Source organism: Spirosoma arboris, assembly GCF_009754945.1.
Classification (GTDB): domain Bacteria; phylum Bacteroidota; class Bacteroidia; order Cytophagales; family Spirosomataceae; genus Spirosoma; species Spirosoma arboris.
Map to the genome: position 1 here is coordinate 41,797 of NZ_WPIN01000014.1, position 20,767 is coordinate 62,563.

Below are 20,767 nucleotides of genomic sequence, written 5' to 3' on the forward strand. Positions count from 1 at the left end.
GACAAATTTTGACCACTCTCCTGACCCGCTAATCATGTTGCCCTACCTAACCGCTACCAAACCCGTACGCCGAATCCGTTACTTCATCTTTCTGAAAGATGTGCTGATTCTTGCGCTCACGACGTTTGGCGGGCCTCAGGTACATCTGGCCATGTTCTATGACCGATTGGTGCATAAAAGGCGGTATTTGACCGAAGAAGAATTGCTGGAATTAAATGCACTGGGTCAGGTATTGCCGGGGCCAACGTCAACGCAGACGATTACGGCCTTAGGCTTTAAAATTGGTGGGCCAAACTTAGCGTACCTAACCGTTATCATTTGGATTTTGCCCGCTGTATTAATCATGACGGCGGCTGGAATCGGTATCTTTTATCTGGAACGGCACAATCTTTCGCTCCAGTTTGCCCGTTTCATTCAACCAATGGCCGTTGGCTTCATGGTGGTAGCTGGGTACCGAATTGGGCAAAAAGTTATTCATGATAAAATAAGCCTTGCCCTTGCGCTCATAGCGGCTTTAGCTGGCTATCTATTTCGCTCGCCCGTTATGACGCCCATCGTTATCACTATTGGTGGGCTCACTACAGCGCTGGCTTATCAGAAACAAGAGCGGATGGAAAAAAAGCCCCTGCGCGTGCAGTGGGATAATTTTTTTCTATGGTTGGGCGTCTTTATCCTGGCTGCCGGATTGGGGGCTGTTACACATTCGCTTCCCGTACGGTTGTTCGAAAACTTTTATCGGAACGGTAGTTTCGTCTTTGGTGGGGGACAGGTGTTAACCCCCATGCTGTACAATGAGTTTGTAGCCTTTAAGCATTACCTGACCCGAGAAGAATTCCTGTCGGGGCTTGGGCTGGTGCAGGCGGTACCAGGACCAGTGTTTTCGTTTGCGTCATACATTGGTGCGTTGTCCATGCGTGACGCTGGTTTTCATGGCCAACTATGGGGCAGCCTTGTGTCGACGGTCGGGATTTTTCTGCCCGGCACGTTTTTGATCTTCTTTGTCTACCGTTTCTGGGAACAACTTAAACGGTATCGTGTGGTGCGGGCGTCGTTGGGAGGTATCAATGCAGCCAGCACGGGATTAACAGCAGCAGCAGCCATCGCCCTTTTTGAGCCTATGGCTCCGTACTGGCCTTCAGTCGTTGTTGTATTGGTTACAATCTGCTTGTTACTCTATACGAGAATTCCACCCTATGCACTGATTTTAGGCGGTCTGCTGGCAGGTATAATTTTGTAGGAAAAGCAAACTGGCGCGTTAGACCTTCTTCATTTTAACACATCAGCCAGTTCGAATCTGCCTGAATAAGTAGAAAAAGCCTACTATATTCGGTAGAATCGGGTACAAACGGCAGAAAAATCTGAAAAATCTGGCTTTTGCCTATAAGGCTACCTCTTATTATTGAGAGAAAAACGCGTAGTTTTACCCTATAGCGTTCATCCTCATATACATACCTCGTCATGTCTACTCGTAGAACCTTCTTTCGCCAGACTGCAGCCGCAGCGACTGGTGCGCTGACTCTCCCTCAGTTTTTACCCGAAACGTTTGCCAGTCCCATTCCTACTGCCGATGCCGGGTTGAAATCGGCTGCTCAGTGGGCGCAGGACGAAGACTTCTGGTCGTGGGTAAAATCAGAATATACGGTATCGCCAACGTTGCTCAATCTCAACAATGGGGGCGTTTGTCCGCAGCCGAAAGTAGTGCAGGATGCGCACATTCGTTTCTACCAGTATTGTAACGAAGCGCCATCGTATTACATGTGGCGTATTCTCGACCAGGGCCGCGAATCTTTGCGCGAGAAACTGGCTGATTTAGGTGGCTGTTCGCCCGAAGAAATTGCCATCAATCGAAACGCTACCGAAGGATTGAACACGGTTATTTTCGGCCTGAATTTAAAGCCGGGCGATGAGGTTGTTTTGACCAAACAGGATTACCCGAATATGCTGAACGCGTGGAAACAGCGGGAAAAGCGCGACGGTATCAAACTGGTTTATCTGGATTTGAACTTACCCAGCGAGGACGAAAATTACCTTACTGAACAATACGTAAAAGCATTTACCCCCAGAACGAAAGTTGTCCATGTTACCCACATGATCAACTGGATAGGGCAAGTGATGCCCGTTCGGAAAATAGCCGATGAAGCCCACAAACGAGGCATTGAGGTAATTGCCGATGGTGCGCACTCATTTGCCCTTTTCGATTTCAAAATCCCCGACCTCGGCGCCGATTATTACGCCACCAGTCTGCATAAGTGGCTTTGCGCGCCTTTCGGAAGTGGTATGCTGTATATCAAGCAAAACAAGATTCGTAATATCTGGGCATTGCTCTCCAATAATGAACCCGACGGGCCAGACATTCGTAAATTCGAGAGTCTGGGTACGCGCTCGTTTGCATCTGAAATGGCCATCGGTACCGCCGTTGATTTTCATAACAGCATTGGGTCGGCGAGGAAGTTTGCTCGGGCACACTACCTGAAAAATTACTGGATGGAACGCGTTAAAGACTTGCCGGGCGTGAAGATCCATACGTCGCTCAAACCCGAATTTGCCGGTGCTGTTGGCCTGTTTTCCATCGACGGTATGAAGACCAGCGAAGTGGACGGACAGTTGCTGAATAAGTATAAAATTCATACGACGGGGATTGACTGGGAAAACATTCACGGTGTTCGTGTGACACCCCACGTGTATCATTCACCCAAAGACCTCGACCGACTGGTGGTGGCAATCACACAGATGTCGGAGAAACAGGCGCTGGCCAGCAAGCAGAAGAAGAGTTAATTTATCGTTTATAATACCTAGCAGATTTGCGCAGCAGATGAATAGATTCTGCGCGAATCTGCTTTTATTTTTGAGCGTATCCGAGAAACCAATCAAGCTAGTAACGCTCATCTTTAAACTATGGATCAATTGAAATGGGGTATTATTGGTTGCGGAGATGTAACCGAAGTGAAAAGCGGCCCGGCTTTTAATAAAGTGCCTAATTCGAGTTTGGTGGCAGTGATGCGCAGAGATGCCGAAAAAGCCGCCGATTATGCCAAACGCCACAATGTACCTACCTGGTATGATGATGCCGATGCCCTAATTAACGACCCCAATGTCAATGCGATATATGTGGCAACACCGCCAGATACGCATGCCGAGTACGCCATTCGAGCGATGCGGGCCGGAAAGCCAGTTTACGTCGAAAAGCCGATGGCCAGAAATGCGGCCGAATGCGAAGCTATGAATCAGGTGAGCCGGGAAACGGGTGTGCCTCTGTTAGTGGCATTTTATCGTCGGTCGCTTCCATATTTTCTGAAGATTAAAGAGCTGGTCGACGAGAAAGTAATTGGTGACATTCGGTACGTTCGGGTTCTATTGAATTGGCAACCGTACGCCGAAGAAGTAGGGGAGAACCCAAAACCAAGATGGCGGGTTGACCCTGAAATTTCGGGCGGTGGCCATTTTCATGACCTTGCATCTCACCAATTCGATTTTCTGGAATACGTCTTTGGTCCAATCAAAACCGCTAGTGGAATCGCCAGAAACCAGGCTGGACTCTACCAGGCAGATGACGTGGTTATCGCAAACTTTGAGTTTGAATCCGGCGTATTGGGTACAGGAAACTGGTGCTGGACTGTGAATAAAGAGCAGCGAATCGAGGTGACAGAGTTTATAGGCTCTAAAGGGAAAATCTCGTTTTCTTATTTTGAGATGAACTTCATTAAGGTAGAAACTGAAGCAGGTACAGTTGACTACACCATTCCATATCCAGAGAATATACAACAGCCACTGATTGAGTCGATTGTGAGCGAGCTTCGAGGGGAAGGGAAATGCCCAAGTACGGGAGAGACAGGGGCAAGGGCAAATGCCATAATTGATCAGATTACAGCACATTGATACGAAGAGACCGTCGAACGGTCTCTTCGTATTTTTAATTATTTTACATACAAATACTGAATTAATAAAACCATTTTACATACATTTGGAGAATTAATACAATCAGAAGAATAACCGACCAAGCCCATGAAGGGGAGTAATCTGGGGGAATTTGAAGAACTCGTGCTGCTTACTATTGCCGCATTAGTCAACGACGCTTACAGTGTAGCCGTTTGTGATGAGCTGGAAAAACATACGGGCCGAGTCGCCAAATTGGGTGTTGTGCATGCCGTTCTGAATCGGCTGGAAGAGAAGGGCTTAGTGAAAAGCCATCTGGGTGATGCAACCAGCACGCGAGGGGGTAAACGCAAACGCTATTACGAAGTAACGCACGCGGGTAAAATTGCCTTGACAAATGCCAAAGATGTGCGGGAGTCACTCTGGCGTATTATCCCCGGATTCAATCTGGAAGGCTCAATATGACACGATTTGACAGCCAAAACGATCGGTCTGGAGACCAATCCGATTTGCCTCAACCGCCCCGTTGGGCGCAGCGCCTGATTAGCTGGTATTGCCGCCCCGACTTACTGGAAGACCTGCAGGGTGATCTGAATGAATACTTTGAGCGTAATCTGAAAGCTAAAGGCGCCAAACGCGCCCGATTGATTTACTGCCTCGATGCCCTGAAGTTTTTCAGATTATACACCATCCGCAAACCCGATTTCCTAAACCTTTTTATTCACTGGATCATGATTGGCAGCTACCTCAAAACCTCCCGGCGCAGTCTGGTGCGCAACAAATTATTTTCCTTCATTAACATTTTCGGGCTGGCCGTGAGCATGTCGGTAGGTCTGCTCGTTATTTCCCTGATCTCGGATTTTCTTTCGTACGATGATTTTCAACTGAAGAAAGATAGAACATATCGGGTCATCACTACATTTCAGAACGTAGATCAGCCTGCTGTGGAATTAGCTTCTACATCGGTAAAGGTTGGCAGGAAAATCCGGGAAACGGTAGCCGGAGTAGAAGATCTAACGATTCTTCGTAATGGATTTTCTGGCGATGCCCATGTGGGTGAAACGGTCGTACCCTTTGGGGCTTTTTGGGCAGATAATTCATTTTTCAAGGTATTTACATTTCCCTTACTAAAAGGAGATCCGGCTACTGCTCTCAAAGAGCCGTATTCATTGGTGTTGACCGAAAAAACGGCAAAAAAACTATTCGGAGATGTTGATCCACTGGGCAAGTCAATACGATTTGATTCGCTGAATTATACGGTTACGGGTGTTGCGAAAGATGTTCCCAAGCTATCACACGTACGGTTTGACGCACTGGTTTCGTTTGCTACGGCCGATGCGTTGTTAGCCAAAGCAGATCCTAATTTTTACAGCTGGGAAAATGTCTGGCAGAATTATGTCTATATGGTGCTGCCAGAGAATAGTGATCCTGAATCGGTACAAGCTATCCTTGATAAACTGAATACGAAGGAAAACGCTGCCATAAAGAATAAAAAGTTTACCGTTGCGCTCCAACCATTAAATAAAGTCGTATTAAGCAAGCGACTAGATAACTCGATTGGCCCCACCATGATGCCTATTGTCATATGGATTTTAGGGGGCCTGGCTTTCGTAATTATTCTCTCTGCCTGCTTTAATTACACCAATCTCTCCATTGCCCGTTCGCTTAGACGATCTCGGGAAGTAGGCATTCGTAAAATTATCGGTGCTATGAAAAGTCATGTACTAGGACAGTTCATGGCCGAATCGGTAATCATTGCCCTGTTGGCTCTGGTGTTTTCTTTTGGTCTGTTTTTGTTCTTACGAACCCAATTCCTGGCGCTCGATCCACATATCGGTGATCTGGTCGTACTTGATTTGTCACCCCGGATCATTCTCTATTTTCTGGTCTTTGCCATAGTGGTTGGTCTGGCTGCCGGTTTTTTGCCCGCCTTATTTTTCTCCCGGATCAATGCGCTTCAGGTCATAAAAGACGTCTCAACCGTAAAGGTATTTCAGCGGGTCAGTATGCGTAAAGCATTGATTGTCATTCAGTATACATTTTCACTGATTTTTATCGCCACAACCCTGATTGGCTATAACCAATATCGTGGACTTGTCCTGTTCGATCTGGGCTTTACGACTGAAAATATTTTGAACATCAGCATGCAGGGCAATAAAGGGAATGTATTAGCCAAAGAGTTATCGGAAATTCCGTCTGTTCGTGAAGTGTCTCAATCGCTGATGATTACAAGCTTGGGAAGTATTCATGGGACAACTATGAAATATACTGATCCCCGAGATTCGGCAATGGTGTGGCTCAATTTGGTTGATGAGCATTATTTGCCTGTGCATAACCATAAACTGGTCGCTGGCAAAAACTTTACCTTACGTCCGAAGAAAGGAGAAGAAAGTGAAATCATCGTGAATGAACAGGTGCTGAAACGGTTCAACATTGCCAAAAGAGATCCTGAAAAAGCACTGGGCAAAGTAGTGACCGTCGATGGAAATAAACTCACCATCGTAGGCGTACTAAAGGACTTTCATTATGGAACAATGGAAAAGAAGATTGAACCCGTTATGTTCCGCTACTCGTCCGACGAGCCCTGGGGTTATCTGAATGTCAAGATTGCTCCCACCGATCTGCCTGCCACAATGGCGAGTATCGACAATGTCTGGCGGAAGATTGATAAGATTCATCCGCTGGAGGCCAAATTTTACGATGATCAGATTGAACTGGCCTATAGTCAATTCTCGGTCATGGTGAAGGTGATTGGCTTCATTGCTTTCCTGGCCATCTGCATTGCCTCCCTGGGCTTGTTTGGCATGGTTGTATTCACGACCGAAACTCGCTTAAAAGAAATTAGCATCCGTAAAGTACTGGGCGCAACCGAAGGCGGATTGGTTTTTTTACTGAGCAAAGGATTTTTGGGACTGCTGCTTATCGCTAGCTTAGTTGCTCTTCCGGCCACCTATTTCTTTTTCGACAAAGTCGTTCTAACCAATTTTGCCTACCACCAACCCATCGGCCTGAGTGAATTACTGATCGGAGTAGTGATGGTTATGGTACTGGCCTTTTTACTGATTGGCTCCCAAACCTTAAAAGCCGCCCGGAAGAACCCTGCCAACGTGTTGAAGAGTGAGTAGAGACGCAAACCATTGCGTCTCTACGTGAGAACCGACCGATACCAAAATCCAATCGCCCCGAGCCAGCCCAACACCAACCAAGCACCCACAGGAACCCCAAACATAATGGCCAGTAAGCCGCCGATAAACGTAGCCAGTACACCTGACAGCCAGCGTTCGGGAATTATGGTGCGACCATACGAAAGGCTATGCATAAGGAGAATACATCCCCAACCTGTCAGCCAGAGCCATATGACGTAATCGAACCGAATTTCGGACGGGCAATTGCGTAGTAAAATCAAGAGTTCGGGAAACCAGATTAGGCCGTAGGTAAATGCGTACCGCGCGAAGCGCTGTAGCCAGGATAAGGGCAGATTTTCCAGGAAGAGTAAATACTTTTTCTCAAACTCACTGATTTGTCCGCCCACCTGCGAATGACCTAATACGGCCAGTAACAAACCGATGAGCAGTAGGCGTTGGTCGTAATCGTCGGTAGGGTAGAGCCGGCAAACACCGGCCAATAAAAGCCCCGAAAAGGATTTCGTCAGGACGAACGAGAGGGGTTCGTGGCGTAGCCAATAAGCAGGAAAGAACAGCTCGTAAGGGAGCTGGACTGTCAGATGTGGTAACCGAAGTGAATCAGGGTTAGGGTGGCGAAGTCGATAATCGGCTGCGGTAGCCCCCATTATCAGTAAGATCAGAATAACCAGAACAATAGCACTGAGCGAATCCCATCGCTGGAAATGAATGCCTAGCTGGATCATCCAGCCTGCGTAGGCAATAATGGGTAATAACAGACCCGTTTGTATCGCCAGCCACAGCGCCCACCGCTTTGAGGTTGGGATAAGCCAGAATGTTTGTAGAAATAAATGCTCTGGAGCTGTTAATTCCTGCCAGATAAACGCAATGGTTTTAAGGAGGTATAAAGTCCACAGAACGAATACAATAGCCAGAAAAAATGGCGACCCCAATGCTGCGGTAATCAGCGCTTTGTGTTCCGTAGCGCTCAGAAACCCAAAAGCTAGCAGGAGGATTACCAGAAAGGTACCCGCGTTTTTGGCGTAAAAGGGGCTAATGAAAATCCGATTGAGAAAGGTCAGCATGGCATGATTAAGTTGTGGTCGTAATAACCCCTTCATTCACTTGCCAAACACTGGTTATAGGCAAACCCGTTAGGCTGACATCCTGGTGGGACGTCAGTAGAAACGAAACACCCTCGCTCGTATGGAGTTGCTGGATATAAGCGAATAGTTTCTCGGCGGTGGCTACATCTAAGGTCGTAAGGGGTTCGTCCAGTAAAACCAGTTGGGGTGTTCCGAGTAAGGCCAGAAGAAGAGACAGCTTCTTGAGCATGCCACTCGAAAACTGGCCGGTGGGTTTCGTCCAGAACGAATCGACTCCCAATAAGTTAGCTACTGCATCGACTTGCCCGACAGGAGATTTCTTGGCTTTACTGACAAATCCGACAAGATCACGGGCGCTTAGAAAAGATGGATATAGCGGCTCGGCTTCGGCATAGTTAACCCGCATTCGGTAGGCAACTGGATCGCGACTGATTTCGTACTTTCCAGCCAATACAATCTCACCTGAAAACGGAAGTAAGCCTGCAACAGTACGGAAAAGGGTCGTTTTGCCGGAACCATTACCACCCCGAAAATAATGAAATCCAGGTGGGAGTTGAAGTTCCGGTACGGTCAGGGCAATGTGACCATTGTAGGCTTTGGTGAGGTTAGTGACAGTGAGCAATTTTTGAATGATGACCGGGTCGCCGGTGCGATTATAAATGATGAATGAAATGTGCACAGTACTGTGCCGTTGACAAAATTCATCATTCATCATTTATAATTCATCATTCCACGTCACCATTTCACACTCAACCGAACACCACCCATGCCATTTCGGCCTGGGGCGGCATTGTAATACCGGTTGCCAACTGCGTTCAGGTCGTAGCCAAGCGAGTAGCTTCTGTCCAAAAGATTGTCGCCACTGGCATAGACATCGAGCGTCCAGTGCTGACCTAAGTTGCGCCGGAAGCCGAGGGTAGCCTGTAATAACTGTGTCGGATTAGATAAGGCTGTATTCGCGTCGTTCAGCGCAAATTCTAAAAGAAACTGATAGGTTAAATGGGCATAGAAGCCCGACTTAGTCTCCGCATCAATACCGGTTACGTTTGTCGTGGGTGCTACACCAGGAATTCGATTGTTTGATAAGTCGACGGCGCCCTGTTGATAATCGCGATACCGATAATTGACGAGTGTCAAGCTATTCCACAAGCGGAGAAGAGAAAAGGTGGATGAGCTGGAAAACGACGAGGGAAGAATAAAATCATAAGCGAGCTGCGCTTCTAAACCCGGCTGATCTGTCCGACCGGCATTCACAAAATAGTCTGCCCCGGCAGCATCCGACCGGCGAACAATGGTTTCGCGCAGTTGAAGTTTATACAGCGCGACATCGAACCGCAATCGACTATGGAAGACTGATCCCCGAATGCCCACTTCATAACTTGTTCCACGTTCAGGGTTGAGTGTTGTGCTGAATCCACCAGCAGAGGGGTGTACTTCCTGACTCGATGGGGCTGAATAGCCCGTACTAATGCTTACAAAAGCCGACAAATTGGGGCCGAAGGTGCGAAGCAGAGCTATTCGTGGTAACCAGACAGGATTGAAATTGCGGTTGATCGTAGCCGTTGGCAGCCCTCCGGCTCGTACCATAAACCGGGTAAAATCATATTGAACATCATTTCGACTAATACCTGCCGTTAGTCGGAAGTGAGCAGGTAACTCTGTTTCGGCCTGGGCAAAAATGGTTGACTGGCGCGAAATCAGTTCTTCATCGGTCTGGATACTATCAGGCACTCCAGCCCGGTTTCCAAAATTTCGGTCTACGGTGAAGTTGCGTAAGAACTCCCCGCCCACCGTAAGGACCGTGGGCAGAGGACTATTCGGGAAGCGGAATTGAGTAACCGTCCGTCCACCGACACCCATGTCGGTCCGTCTTTCGTAGTTCGTGATAAACGGATTGGCAAAGTCGGTAGTGGAACCAAAGATAACGGTTGTATTCTGTATGCGATCACTCCATCGGTATTCGTGTGACAACCCGAAATAGCTCACTTTCTGGTAAATACCTGCCTGTTGGGCTGCACTGCTGGGTAGGGTAGCGGTAGCCGGACGTGAGGCTCGTGGATTGGCAAGAAATTGCGCTTCGGTCAGGCCACCAGGCGTTTGGTAGTGCAGATCCGAATACATAGCCAGTACCGAAACCGTTCGTTTAGGGCTAACGCTGAACGAACCAATTAAGCTCAGATTGTCGCGTACAACTGCACTTTGATCACGGTAACCATCAGATTGTAAGTGATTGTAATTGAGTGCTATGGCCGAATTGTTTTTGCCCGTTTGCAGGGCAATACCATTGCCATACAGCCCATATGATCCACCCAAAGCAGAGACTTCAACATTACTTTTACCCGCCGGAACCGCAAGTCCGCTAAACAGAATGGTGCCTCCTGTTCCGGCGCCATACAAGCTTCCCGACGGTCCTTTGATAACTTCAATGCGCCCCAATGCCCGAACATCTAATGCATTCAGGTTTGTGTTGCCGCCTGCATCGGTAAGCGGCATTTCGTTCCAGTACGTTTTAATATTACGGACCCCAAATGGCGACCGGATCGCGCTCCCTCGAATTGCCAGCCTATAACTGCCCGGAGACCGCTCATCTGCCCGAACGCCGGGCAGCGTATTAAGCGCAGGAACAAGAGTGGGGGTGCCAAATCGTTGATTCAAATCCCGGCGAGTGAGCAACCCTACCGATGCTGGTGTTTCCAGTAGGCGTCGATTGGTCGCATACCCCTTAACAACAACTTCATTAAGCTGAAGTGTGTCATCTAACGACGAAGCCGTTGGCGTTTGGGCAACTAAAATTGAGGGAAAAAATAAGCCGGAAACTAGAGCGAATGGAAGGAAACGTTTGAGCATATTGCTACGGGATAAGTAGCACAAAAGTACAACGTAACAGTTGAATGCAGCGTTTTTTGTCAGGTATAGGCAAAGTTTTCAACTCACAATTTTAGGTGTAGATTGGGATGAAAACCAGTAAAGTTCTCGTTTCTTAGTTCGGCAACTTCACCCGATATAAGCGAAACGGGTAATCCACTTTGTCTTCCCCATTATTATAGCGTTTGGTACGGTGAATCTGTGCGGCTGTCACATATAGATACCCATCGCTACCAATGCCGAAGCTATCAGGCCAAAGCAGCCGATTATCCTGAACAAGCATTTTTAATTGACGATCAGGAGTAAAGTATCGGATGGCTTTGTCGGGTGAATCGGTTAAATAGATGTTTCCGGCTTTATCTGCAATCATGCCGTGTGAGACGCCCGTTTCGCCCATTATCTCAACATGCGAAGCTACCTCGGTAGGGGATAAGGCAGGATTTGTTAAGTAAGTTGTGGCTATACGGAATAGTTTTGTTTGTGTAATGGGTCTGAAATAGAGATACTTGAAGTCGTGAGTCAAGGCAATACCGTTGACGTTGCTTCGGAATGGGTTTCCCCGCGTGTCGCGCACTTCCTTGCCATCAATATTGAGCACAAAATTTGGGTCAGCTTTGGTTGATTTATCGTTTTCCAAAACTGTTCGGCTCTTACCCGAAGCCAGGTCCAGCACCACAATGGCTCCTCGTCCGGGATCTGACAGATACGCAACCTGCTGCCGCGAATCGACCTGCACATCATTCAGGCCAGTTCGCTCGCGAGGTAAATCCTCGAACCGATAAATCTTCTCAATCTGATTGGTTGACAGGTTGACTTTTACCAACTTAATACCTTCTGGAATGGCTTTCTGGCCCGCAGGACTGGCTGGGTCAAGTACCCAGAGTGTATTGGTCTGATCGACGAAAAGAGCCTGTACATTGATGAATCGACTTTGTGGTTTCAGTGAATCCCACTGGTTCCATTCAGCGTTTGGATAAGGATGTCGTTCGCCCTTGATGAGTTCTGCTAGTCCGTCATCGTAATTGCCAGGGTTTTTCGGAAACGTAACGAAAATGCGGTTCGCTTTCGAAACGCCTAAGCCAATGGGTTGATGTTTTCCAAATTCGGCTACAGTCTCCAGCTTCGATTGTGCCGTTGAGAGCAGGCTACTTAACAAGAAAAATAGGCTCAAGAATCCTGGTTTCATTCTATGCTTGACCGTTTGTCAGTTCCTTTTTTGATAGGGTTAGCAGTTAGAAAAATCCTGTTTTATCCCGTTAATCCTGTCAAAACCCTTTACCCAACCCGTTCCGCCGATTTCCAGATTTGATCGTCGTAGTTAATACCGAGACCTGGCGTGCTGGGTATTTGCATGACACCATTCTGTACACGAATGGCGGGTTCATACCACGAAGGCACTTTGCCATTCAACTCGTAGACAAACTCCTGCAAGCCGTAAAGGTTTGGACAAACGGCGGCTAAGTGCCAAAACGGGGCGATAAGCGGGTCGGATTTGGGCGTGTGGGGAGCTATGTTTTTACCAAAACTTCGGGCAATTTCTGCCACCTGCAGGCCCCGTAATATGCCTCCGTTATAATAGACATCGGCCTGTAATAGATCATAGACATCAGTTCGGGCCAACCGCTCAAAGCGATACAGACTCGTATCCTGTTCACCACCTGCCATTACCAGTTTAGTAATTGCTTTATTGACTCGACGAATACCGTCTTCGTCCTCAAAATTGCAGGGCTCCTCAAAAATGGCAACCCCGTTATCTTCCAGCATGTGACCTATCCTGATGCCTTCTTCGGGCGTGTATGAACCGTTGGCATCGGCGTAAATAGTTATGCTGTCGCCTAGTTTCTTACGAACTAAAGGCACAAAAGCTCGTGTCCGACGTTCGTCCTCAGGCGTATTCTGCATTCGCCCACCAACCTTGATTTTTACCCCTTTAGCCCCCGTAGCGGCCAGTTTCTGCGCCAATCGGTCAACAACCACATCGGCAGTATCTGTGCCTCGATCAAAATCAGAAATGTAGACGTCGTAGTTAGTGCGAACAGTTTGCCCCAGCAACTGATAAACGGGCTTTTTAACCTGTTTACCCAGTAAATCCCAAACCGCAATCTCGACCGAACCAATGCAGTTCCAGAGCGGCATGCCCGCATATTTGTAATTCGAATTAAGCCGGTACGCATTATCAACTAACATCGGCAAATCACGGGCATCTTTACCTGTAAAGTGCTCAATAATAAGTCCTTTTAGTAGCGAAGATAGATTTTGCATCCGTTCGTTGCATTGCGTAATGCCCCGCGTCCCATCCTGTGCTGTTACCACCAGCATAAGTTGTCCCTGCGTTTTTAGTAGCTCTACAGACCGAATGAGGACAGGATCGGAAATCGCTTTATGCAGATCAGGTAGTTGCCAATTGGGCAGGTCACTGGTCGATCTCTGATTCTGCCCGAAAAGGTCTTTATGGGCGAGCAGGCTGCTGCCCATGAGGGTATTTTGGAGGAACTGTCGGCGCTGCATAGGGCTAAGTCGAAGGGCTAAACCGGCAAAGGCGGCTGTGCACCCGTCATACTGGCAAAATCCTGATTTTTCGTTATATTTGTTTCAAATCAAGCGGTTTGCTGACCGGGAAGTTAAGGTCAGCTGTGTTCCACCATCATTCAGCTGTTACCTTGACATTTCAGGAATTTAATCTCCATGACGACCTGCTGGCCGGCGTGGATGCCATGAACTACTTAAAAGCCACTCCGATTCAGGAACTAGCCATTCCCAAAATTCTCGAAGGGCGCGACCTGATTGCCAGCGCTCAGACTGGAACCGGAAAAACGGCGGCTTACCTTATTCCACTTCTCGATAGAATCTCCCACGCCAACCACGACCATACCAGCACGCTTATTCTAGTGCCAACGCGTGAACTCGCCAAACAGATTGATGAGCAGGTAGAAGGCTTCGGTTATTTTGTAGAGGCTAATAGCATCGCCATTTACGGTGGAGGCAAAGGCGACGATTGGGACAAGCAGCGAAAAGCGCTCGAAACCGGAGCCGATATTATCATTGCCACTCCGGGTCGACTTATTGCACACATGCAACTCGGCTATGTTCATTTCGATAAGATTGACTATCTGGTACTCGATGAAGCCGATAAAATGCTCGACATGGGCTTTTCGGACGATATAATAAACATTGTAGCGAAACTGCCTGTCAAACGGCAAACCTTGCTGTTTTCGGCTACGATGCCCAATAAAATCCGTGAGTTTTCGAAACGAATTCTGGTTGACCCCGAAGAAATTCGGTTGGCCGTTTCGAAACCAGCGGCCGGTATCGATCAGCAGTTTTATCTGGCTTATGACAGCCAGAAGCTGCCGCTGTTGGCCCACCTGATTAAAAACAGTACAAAGCCTGTGCAGAGCATGGTGCTGTTTACATCCCGGAAATCGGAAGTGAATGGAATCGTGCGGGCGTTGAGCAAACTGGGTTATGAAGCACGAGGCATCAGTTCTGATCTAGAGCAGGATGACCGCGAAGTCGTGTTGCGTGATTTTAAAAATAAAGCGTTCCCGATTCTGGTCGCCACCGATGTGCTGTCGCGTGGTATCGACATCGATAATCTGACCCACGTTGTCAATTACGATATTCCGCGTGATGCCGAAGATTATGTTCACCGAATCGGTCGTACGGCACGGGCGGCTACTACAGGTACAGCCATTACGTTCATTAGCGATCAGGATCAGAACCGCATCGTAAATATTGAACGGTTGATTGAGCGGGAGGTCGAAAAACAGTCGATTACCGAAGCGCTCGACATGGGTAAATCACCGGTTTTCGACCCAAAACGATTCAGTGGTCTACGGGGTAAAGGAGGCTCTCGCGGTGGTTCAGGTCGGGGTGGTCGCGATGGACGCCGTGGTGATGGCCGCCAGCGGCACGAGAGCAATAAACCAGCGACTGGTGAGCGACGAGAAGGTCGTCGTGATCAACGCACCGATGCTGAATCCAAACCCCACCCAGAAGGAATAATGCCTATTACTGAGGGTTCGACAAATGCAACATCTGAAGGAGTAGCGCAGTCACTTCCGGTCGATGCTGGTGGGCAGGCAAAAAACAAACGTCGGAAAAAACGCCGGAGAGGCCCGAAAGGTGAAGGCCGTCCGAATGACCAGAGCCAGTCATCGGTTTCGGTGCCCGCTGGAGAATAAGCGTTTATCAATCTTGTCAGACAGCCTGGTCGTTGCAACGGGCTGTCTTTTTTATTGTCTTTTATTGCAGCACAAAACCGCTCTCCCATGACCTCCCTAATTTCTCGCCGGACAACTTTGCAAACGCTGTCGCTGGCGACTGGTGGATTATTGACACAATCAATTGACCTGGTGGCAGCTCAGCAACCAGCTCCCAAAAAATTAGGTGTTGCTCTGGTCGGTTTAGGGAATTATGCGACCAATCAACTAGCCCCAGCGTTACTTGAAACCCAAAATTGTTATCTGGCGGGTATCGTAACGGGCTCTCCCGATAAGGCGAAGAGCTGGTCAGAGAAATACACGATTCCTGCGAAGAACATCTACAATTACCAAACCTTCGACCAAATTCGGAACAATCCCGATATTGATATTATCTATGTGGTTCTGCCTAATTTTCTGCATGCTGAATACACCATTCGGGCAGCTCAGGCGGGCAAGCATGTGATTTGTGAGAAGCCGATGGCTATGAATGCTGAGGAAGCCCGGCAGATGATTTCGGCCTGCGAAAGAGCCGGTGTACAGTTGTCTGTGGGTTATAGACTGTATTTCGAACCACATCATCTGGAGATGCGCCGATTAGCCGCTGATAATACATTCGGACATGTAAAGGTGATCGAGTCAGGCTTGGGTTTCACCGTACCAGGACCAAATTCCTGGCGACTGGATAAGAAAATCGGTGGGGGAGGAGCCATTATGGACTTAGGCATTTACGCCATCCAGGGTGCCCGCCGAATGATCAATCTGGACCCCATAAGTGTGACTGCTCAGGCGTTTACGTTCGATAAGGAGCATTTTAAAGATATTCACGAAACGGTCTTCTGGCAGTTCGAATTTCCCGGTGGTACCGTAGCGCATTGTAGTACTACTTATTCGTCATACGTAGATCGACTTTATGCTACCTGCGAGCGCGGCTGGTTTAAACTCGAACCCTCCTTCAATGCTACAGGCGCTCAGGGTGTTACTAGCCGAGGAGCAATGGACGTACCTTCTCCGCATTATCAGCAAATTGCTCAGATGGATGCATTTGTTCAGGCCATTCGAACGAAATCGAAACCCGAAGCATCGGGCGAAGAGGGTTGGAAAGATATGAAGCTGATTGGGGCTATTCTACAGGCCGCTGAAACCGGCCGGAAAATTCAACTCGACTGGAGAAGTTAGAACGGATGATGTTATAAAATTAATGTGTTTACGTGTTTTCTCTGAATTTTAAATTCATTAATTTATTTGGTTTTAAATAGATGTAATCACGTTCAAAATCAAATACCATATTAAATCGTTTTAAAAGATCATTACCAACGTAATTAACCTCAAAACCTACTGGATTTTTGCTTCCTAAAACGAGCGTGGGAATGTTTGTAAGCTCAAACGTATTAAGTTTCAAGAGCGGGAATAGCATTAATTTAGTCTCATACTTTACGCCCCTCGGATCGCGAATAACTGATGATTTAATGAGCTTTAAATTCTGAGAGAAATTTTGCTTACTTGCCCAGGTGCTATCTAAAATAATGGCCTGATCCGAACCCGTGTCAATTAAAAAAGTACCAGTATATTTTTTGTTTTCTATGGAAAAGGCTCCTTTCATACAGACAAAAGAATGGATAAATTCCAACTTTGATTTAACGTAGCCTTTCAACGCCTTTGGTAATTCTGAATGAATTAGTAGACGATTATGATCGTAATCGATTTCTACTTGTTTCCCTTCAAATAGATTCCATCCAAAACGCCCATCCATATCGTGTGAGGTTAATCCTGTAGCAGTAACCTCAGGATTAGTCCATACCGAATTGCCCATTTGCAATTTAAAAATCTTAGTTAAATTAGTATAATTTGGAGTTGCTTTGCCCGCTAGGACATCAGGTTGATTTGATAACAATTTTGTCTTTTTAAGGATAGCATCTTTCGTTAAATGAAAATCGAACGAGCCAACATCAAAATGTAAGTTTAGCGTATCAGTGTCGTTAATAATAGTTTTTACCTGAATCGCATTAAATGCCGTCAGTGTAAAAGGAATTGTATCATGAGTAATAGCCCTTCTTTGGTGCGTACTTTTTGACGGAATTGCGCTTGCAATTTGCGTGTAGCAGGAATCTTTGCCATTTAACAGAACAATAAAATTGTATTTTGTTCCTGGTTTTACTTTTACCTTTATAGAATCTATGTCTGTATAAAATGTCACCCATTTTGTTTTTCTCGTTCTATCCGCCGTAAAAATATCTGGTCTGATCTTCGGAGAAAGTGCCCAGGCATTTTTATCTAAATAGCCACCATCATTGATAGCTACACGTTTGGACGTTGCTTTAATAATGGGCAATGTTGACTGGGCAAAAATTGATTGAGTTAAAAATAATAAAATAGCAAAAAGTGTATAGTTCATTTAGTTGAATAGGCTTGGTTTTTAGTTGGCTGATTATATGAGTGTTGTTTACAAATCTAGAGACTGGTAATACAAATTGCTTATTTTATTAGATAAGACTTGAGATAGTCCTATTTAGCCCGACAGTTAAGTGTACAGGTTGTCACACAAAGTTAAATAGTGATTCTGTTAAAATTGTGTCGGGCTCATATTGTCAAGCGATGAGTTCTATCGCTTTTCAAAAAGATCTACTTTCAGTCTAAAACAGCAAGAGTCCACCACGGCGGCTTGACATGAATGTATTGTTAAAGGATAATCAAGTCCGTTATTAAGTGCCATACAGCTTTGTCCCACAGCCTAGTTAAGTGCTAACATTTTATTATCCATACTCTTTTTAGCGATAAAATATATTATCCGAAATGTCCGGTGGGACACTTCGTCGCTCGATAGTTATTGCGGAATAGGCTCGTTTGTGGTAATATTGCAGCTTTAAATACATTTAATACATAATAAAACTTCAGAACCCTTCAGCACCCATATTAGAACCAAGATAAGTGCATTTCTGCTTGTTATATTTCCTTTTAAACTAAAATTTACTGGGAATAAAAAAATGCTCGAATAATCTTATTAATTAAAACTCCTTAGTCGATGGATTTATATAAACCTCTGGTTAGTATTATTATTGCTGTTTATAATGGTGGTGATTATTTAGAAGGTGCAATTAAGAGCATACTTGTCCAAGAATATAAAAACTACGAAATTATTATAATTGATGGAGGTTCAAGTGATAATACTTTAGAAATCATTGATCTCTATAAACAGGATATCTTCTACACAATAAGTGAACCAGATAATGGAATTTATAGTGCTTGGAACAAAGGGCTTAAGGTAGCTTCTGGTGATTGGATTGCTTTTTTAGGTTCAGACGATATTCTATATCCTCATGCCTTTCAATCTTACATAAATTATATTACTGATCATCCAAATAAAGAGCTGTTAGAATTTATTTCATCGAGAATTAACCTTGTTAATAACAATCTAGAGATAATAGATACAGTAGGTAAAGCATGGGATTGGCCGCTCTTTAAACGTAATATGATTACTTGGCACGTAGGGTGTTTTCATTCTAAAAACTTATTTGCTAAATATGGATTATTTGATGAAGATTATAAAGTTTCTGGAGATTATGAACTTCTGTTGAGACCCAAAGAGCTTTTACAAACAGGTTATTTACCAGTAACAACAGTTATGATGCGTGATGGAGGAGTAAGCACAAGATTATTATTTAAAGCTATCGACGAAACCTATAGAGCTAAAGTGAAGAATAAAATTATCTCTTCATCTATTAGCCCTTTACTTATCTATAATAATAAAGTCAAATTATTTATAAAAATGTTCTTAGTAAGAATTGGTTTTATAGAAAAATTATAGAATTTATTATTTTCTATCTTAGGAAAAAGCTTCTAGTATGTGATTTAATAAAGTAAGTACCTATTTAGCTTTCTTAGCTTGAGAGACTAATAATCAAGCTAAGAAAGCTAAATAGGTACTTGTGATAAAGCGATAGTGTTGTATAAAGTTATCGCTTTATTTTTTTTATGAGCGACTTAGGCAACATTCGTCCTATACTGCGAACAATACCAGTAATACTGGCGGCCTTTGCATGGCCATCCTGATTGACTGGTCGTCCGAAATATTTATTAGGGACTAACTTTCCTGTAATAATATTCCGGATTTTTCTGACGAACAGTTTATCGATGGTCGTATCTGAACGAAGGGGTGTGTAGTAGACACAGTCTTCAAAGAAATAGTGCGTAACCTGGCTATGGCGGCTTGATGTAGGGTCATTTATTGGCTCGCCACCATGCAATAAGTTTGAAGCCCAGATTAAGGCATTACCTTTAGGCATGTTCATAATCATTTTTTTCAACCCTTGTGCTTCAATGATTGTTGCCAACCGTTTTTCGTATTCACGATACACTCCTTCTTTCCCATAAAGCTCTTCGACAGTTTGGGCAGATGAACCACTTAGGCCCATGTCGATCATGTCATAAAATGGCAATTTATGACTGCCTGGGTAATAATGAAGGGGCCCATTATCATTATGGATATCTTCAAGAGCAACCCAAACTCCACACATAAACTTCTGGGGAATTGAGTTAAAGTGCACAGCGTCAGAATGTGTAAGTTGCTGGGTGCCAACGGGGAAATTTAATGTCTGGAAAGGGATTGGCTCCCGACGATACAAGATACGGAGCACTTCAAGAATACGTGGTGCCGTAGCAATTTCGCGTGTTGCAGATACCGTTTCCCAAGCATCCTGAACCCGAGCGCCACCTTTATACAAAGGCTCAACACCAGCTATAGCTTTATCTAAAACGCTTCCTGAAATTTGTGGATCAAAAATAACGTAACCATCTTTTGCAAATCTAAGTGCAATTTCTTTTAGTTCCGGATCTAAGTTTGACTGGTTCAACTCCTGTGTAAAGAATGGAGATTCAACCCATGGCATATTGAAAGGAGGGTTATCTAGTACCTTAGTGGTAGGGGTGATAGAAGTCATAATCGAATTAATTTGAATTTCCTCCAAACCTATAAAGAACCATTAACTTATACAATGACTCTTAGCACTCATTATCGTCAGTTACAACTTTGCTTTACTTACTTTAAGCTATCACATTTAGGATGTGTCGGATAAGTTCGTTTGGTTCTAGTCTTCTCCGACCTGATTAGATGATTGTACCCACCTGACTGGAATTAATAAATTTTTGTAAGTTCCTATTTGCCAAACCTTTTTCTGTGAGTCGATGGCATCGATAGAGCATTGAATACGGGTTGCCAATAGCCGCCCGTATGCTCCACGGCGGTGATGATAATTTTATATGATAAGCGCTTGGTGATACTAGTATAGACGCCAAATCCGTGTAGAAGATTTTTATTTCGATCGACTTGATTGGTTGGTCTGCTCTTTCCAATGGCAAAAAATGTTGCCAGAAATACTCAACAAGCAATCAAACTACAACTGGCACCCTTGGGTTGTCAATAACCGCCAGCCCAAGGATGTTGGTTGTATACGCTTCTTCAGACTTTCAGAGTGACTTTTCTGTGATGCGATTTTGGGCATGATATAGCTAAGCAACTAAATCTGGACCACCTCGAATGACTGCGCGATAATACAAAAGGCGTAATAGAAATTTGAGGCCCTTATACAGCTTTCGAGTTTCA

The 20,767-nt window shown here is 45.5% G+C and carries 15 protein-coding genes; 8 read left to right on the plus strand and 7 right to left on the minus strand.

The features are described from left to right. Positions 1 to 34 precede the first annotated feature (34 nt). The 5 genes from chrA to GO755_RS28825 all read left to right on the plus strand — a co-directional run bounded on the left by chrA (position 35) and on the right by GO755_RS28825 (position 6,998). Positions 35 to 1,237: a chromate efflux transporter gene (gene chrA, locus GO755_RS28805; RefSeq protein WP_157588823.1), complete on the plus strand. Its 1,203-nt coding sequence runs from the start codon at positions 35 to 37 to the stop codon at positions 1,235 to 1,237. A 221-nt stretch (positions 1,238 to 1,458) separates the two neighbouring features. After that, the gene (locus GO755_RS28810; protein WP_157588825.1) at positions 1,459 to 2,775 is read left to right on the plus strand and encodes an aminotransferase class V-fold PLP-dependent enzyme; all 1,317 of its coding nucleotides are present in this window, start codon (positions 1,459 to 1,461) and stop codon (positions 2,773 to 2,775) included. A 120-nt stretch (positions 2,776 to 2,895) separates the two neighbouring features. Next, a complete protein-coding gene (locus tag GO755_RS28815) occupies positions 2,896 to 3,876 on the plus strand; it encodes a Gfo/Idh/MocA family protein (protein WP_157588827.1) in 981 nt (326 codons plus the stop codon). Positions 3,877 to 4,002: 126 nt separating this feature from the next. Beyond that, positions 4,003 to 4,338 carry a PadR family transcriptional regulator gene (locus tag GO755_RS28820; protein WP_157588829.1) on the plus strand — a complete coding sequence of 112 codons (336 nt, stop codon included), beginning with the start codon at positions 4,003 to 4,005 and terminating at the stop codon, positions 4,336 to 4,338. Beyond that, the gene (locus GO755_RS28825) at positions 4,335 to 6,998 is read left to right on the plus strand and encodes an ABC transporter permease (protein WP_157588831.1); all 2,664 of its coding nucleotides are present in this window, start codon (positions 4,335 to 4,337) and stop codon (positions 6,996 to 6,998) included. The genes GO755_RS28820 and GO755_RS28825 overlap by 4 nt, the downstream gene beginning before the upstream one ends. Positions 6,999 to 7,018: 20 nt before the next feature. On the opposite strand, the gene GO755_RS28830 is transcribed toward GO755_RS28825, so the two are convergent. The 5 genes from GO755_RS28830 to GO755_RS28850 all read right to left on the minus strand — a co-directional run bounded on the left by GO755_RS28830 (position 7,019) and on the right by GO755_RS28850 (position 13,474). Beyond that, the gene (locus GO755_RS28830) at positions 7,019 to 8,080 is read right to left on the minus strand and encodes a hypothetical protein (protein WP_157588833.1); all 1,062 of its coding nucleotides are present in this window, start codon (positions 8,078 to 8,080) and stop codon (positions 7,019 to 7,021) included. A gap of 7 nt (positions 8,081 to 8,087) precedes the next feature. Beyond that, positions 8,088 to 8,723, minus strand: a complete 636-nt coding sequence (locus GO755_RS28835; RefSeq protein ID WP_157589023.1) for an ABC transporter ATP-binding protein — start codon at positions 8,721 to 8,723, stop codon at positions 8,088 to 8,090. 113 nt (positions 8,724 to 8,836) lie between these two features. Further along, positions 8,837 to 10,948 carry a TonB-dependent receptor gene (locus GO755_RS28840; protein ID WP_157588834.1) on the minus strand — a complete coding sequence of 704 codons (2,112 nt, stop codon included), beginning with the start codon at positions 10,946 to 10,948 and terminating at the stop codon, positions 8,837 to 8,839. A 133-nt stretch (positions 10,949 to 11,081) separates the two neighbouring features. Next, on the minus strand, positions 11,082 to 12,152 hold the full coding sequence (locus GO755_RS28845; protein WP_157588836.1) for an L-dopachrome tautomerase-related protein: 1,071 nt from the start codon (positions 12,150 to 12,152) through the stop codon (positions 11,082 to 11,084). 89 nt (positions 12,153 to 12,241) lie between these two features. Beyond that, entirely contained in the window at positions 12,242 to 13,474 is a 1,233-nt protein-coding gene (locus GO755_RS28850; protein WP_157588838.1) for a mandelate racemase/muconate lactonizing enzyme family protein, read from the minus strand. Between the two features lie 206 nt (positions 13,475 to 13,680). Between GO755_RS28850 and GO755_RS28855 the strand changes: the two genes are divergently transcribed. Both GO755_RS28855 and GO755_RS28860 read left to right on the plus strand, forming a co-directional pair. Continuing rightward, on the plus strand, positions 13,681 to 15,150 hold the full coding sequence (locus tag GO755_RS28855; protein WP_157589024.1) for a DEAD/DEAH box helicase: 1,470 nt from the start codon (positions 13,681 to 13,683) through the stop codon (positions 15,148 to 15,150). A gap of 87 nt (positions 15,151 to 15,237) precedes the next feature. Beyond that, on the plus strand, positions 15,238 to 16,347 hold the full coding sequence (locus GO755_RS28860) for a Gfo/Idh/MocA family protein (RefSeq protein WP_227687130.1): 1,110 nt from the start codon (positions 15,238 to 15,240) through the stop codon (positions 16,345 to 16,347). Positions 16,348 to 16,375: 28 nt separating this feature from the next. On the opposite strand, the gene GO755_RS28865 is transcribed toward GO755_RS28860, so the two are convergent. Further along, positions 16,376 to 17,563, minus strand: a complete 1,188-nt coding sequence (locus GO755_RS28865) for a hypothetical protein (RefSeq protein ID WP_157588840.1) — start codon at positions 17,561 to 17,563, stop codon at positions 16,376 to 16,378. Between the two features lie 627 nt (positions 17,564 to 18,190). On the opposite strand from GO755_RS28865, the gene GO755_RS28870 reads away from it, so the two are divergent. Then, entirely contained in the window at positions 18,191 to 18,973 is a 783-nt protein-coding gene (locus tag GO755_RS28870) for a glycosyltransferase family 2 protein (RefSeq protein WP_157588842.1), read from the plus strand. A 148-nt stretch (positions 18,974 to 19,121) separates the two neighbouring features. On the opposite strand, the gene GO755_RS28875 is transcribed toward GO755_RS28870, so the two are convergent. Beyond that, positions 19,122 to 20,105, minus strand: a complete 984-nt coding sequence (locus GO755_RS28875) for a phytanoyl-CoA dioxygenase family protein (RefSeq protein WP_157588844.1) — start codon at positions 20,103 to 20,105, stop codon at positions 19,122 to 19,124. Positions 20,106 to 20,767: the final 662 nt, after the last annotated feature.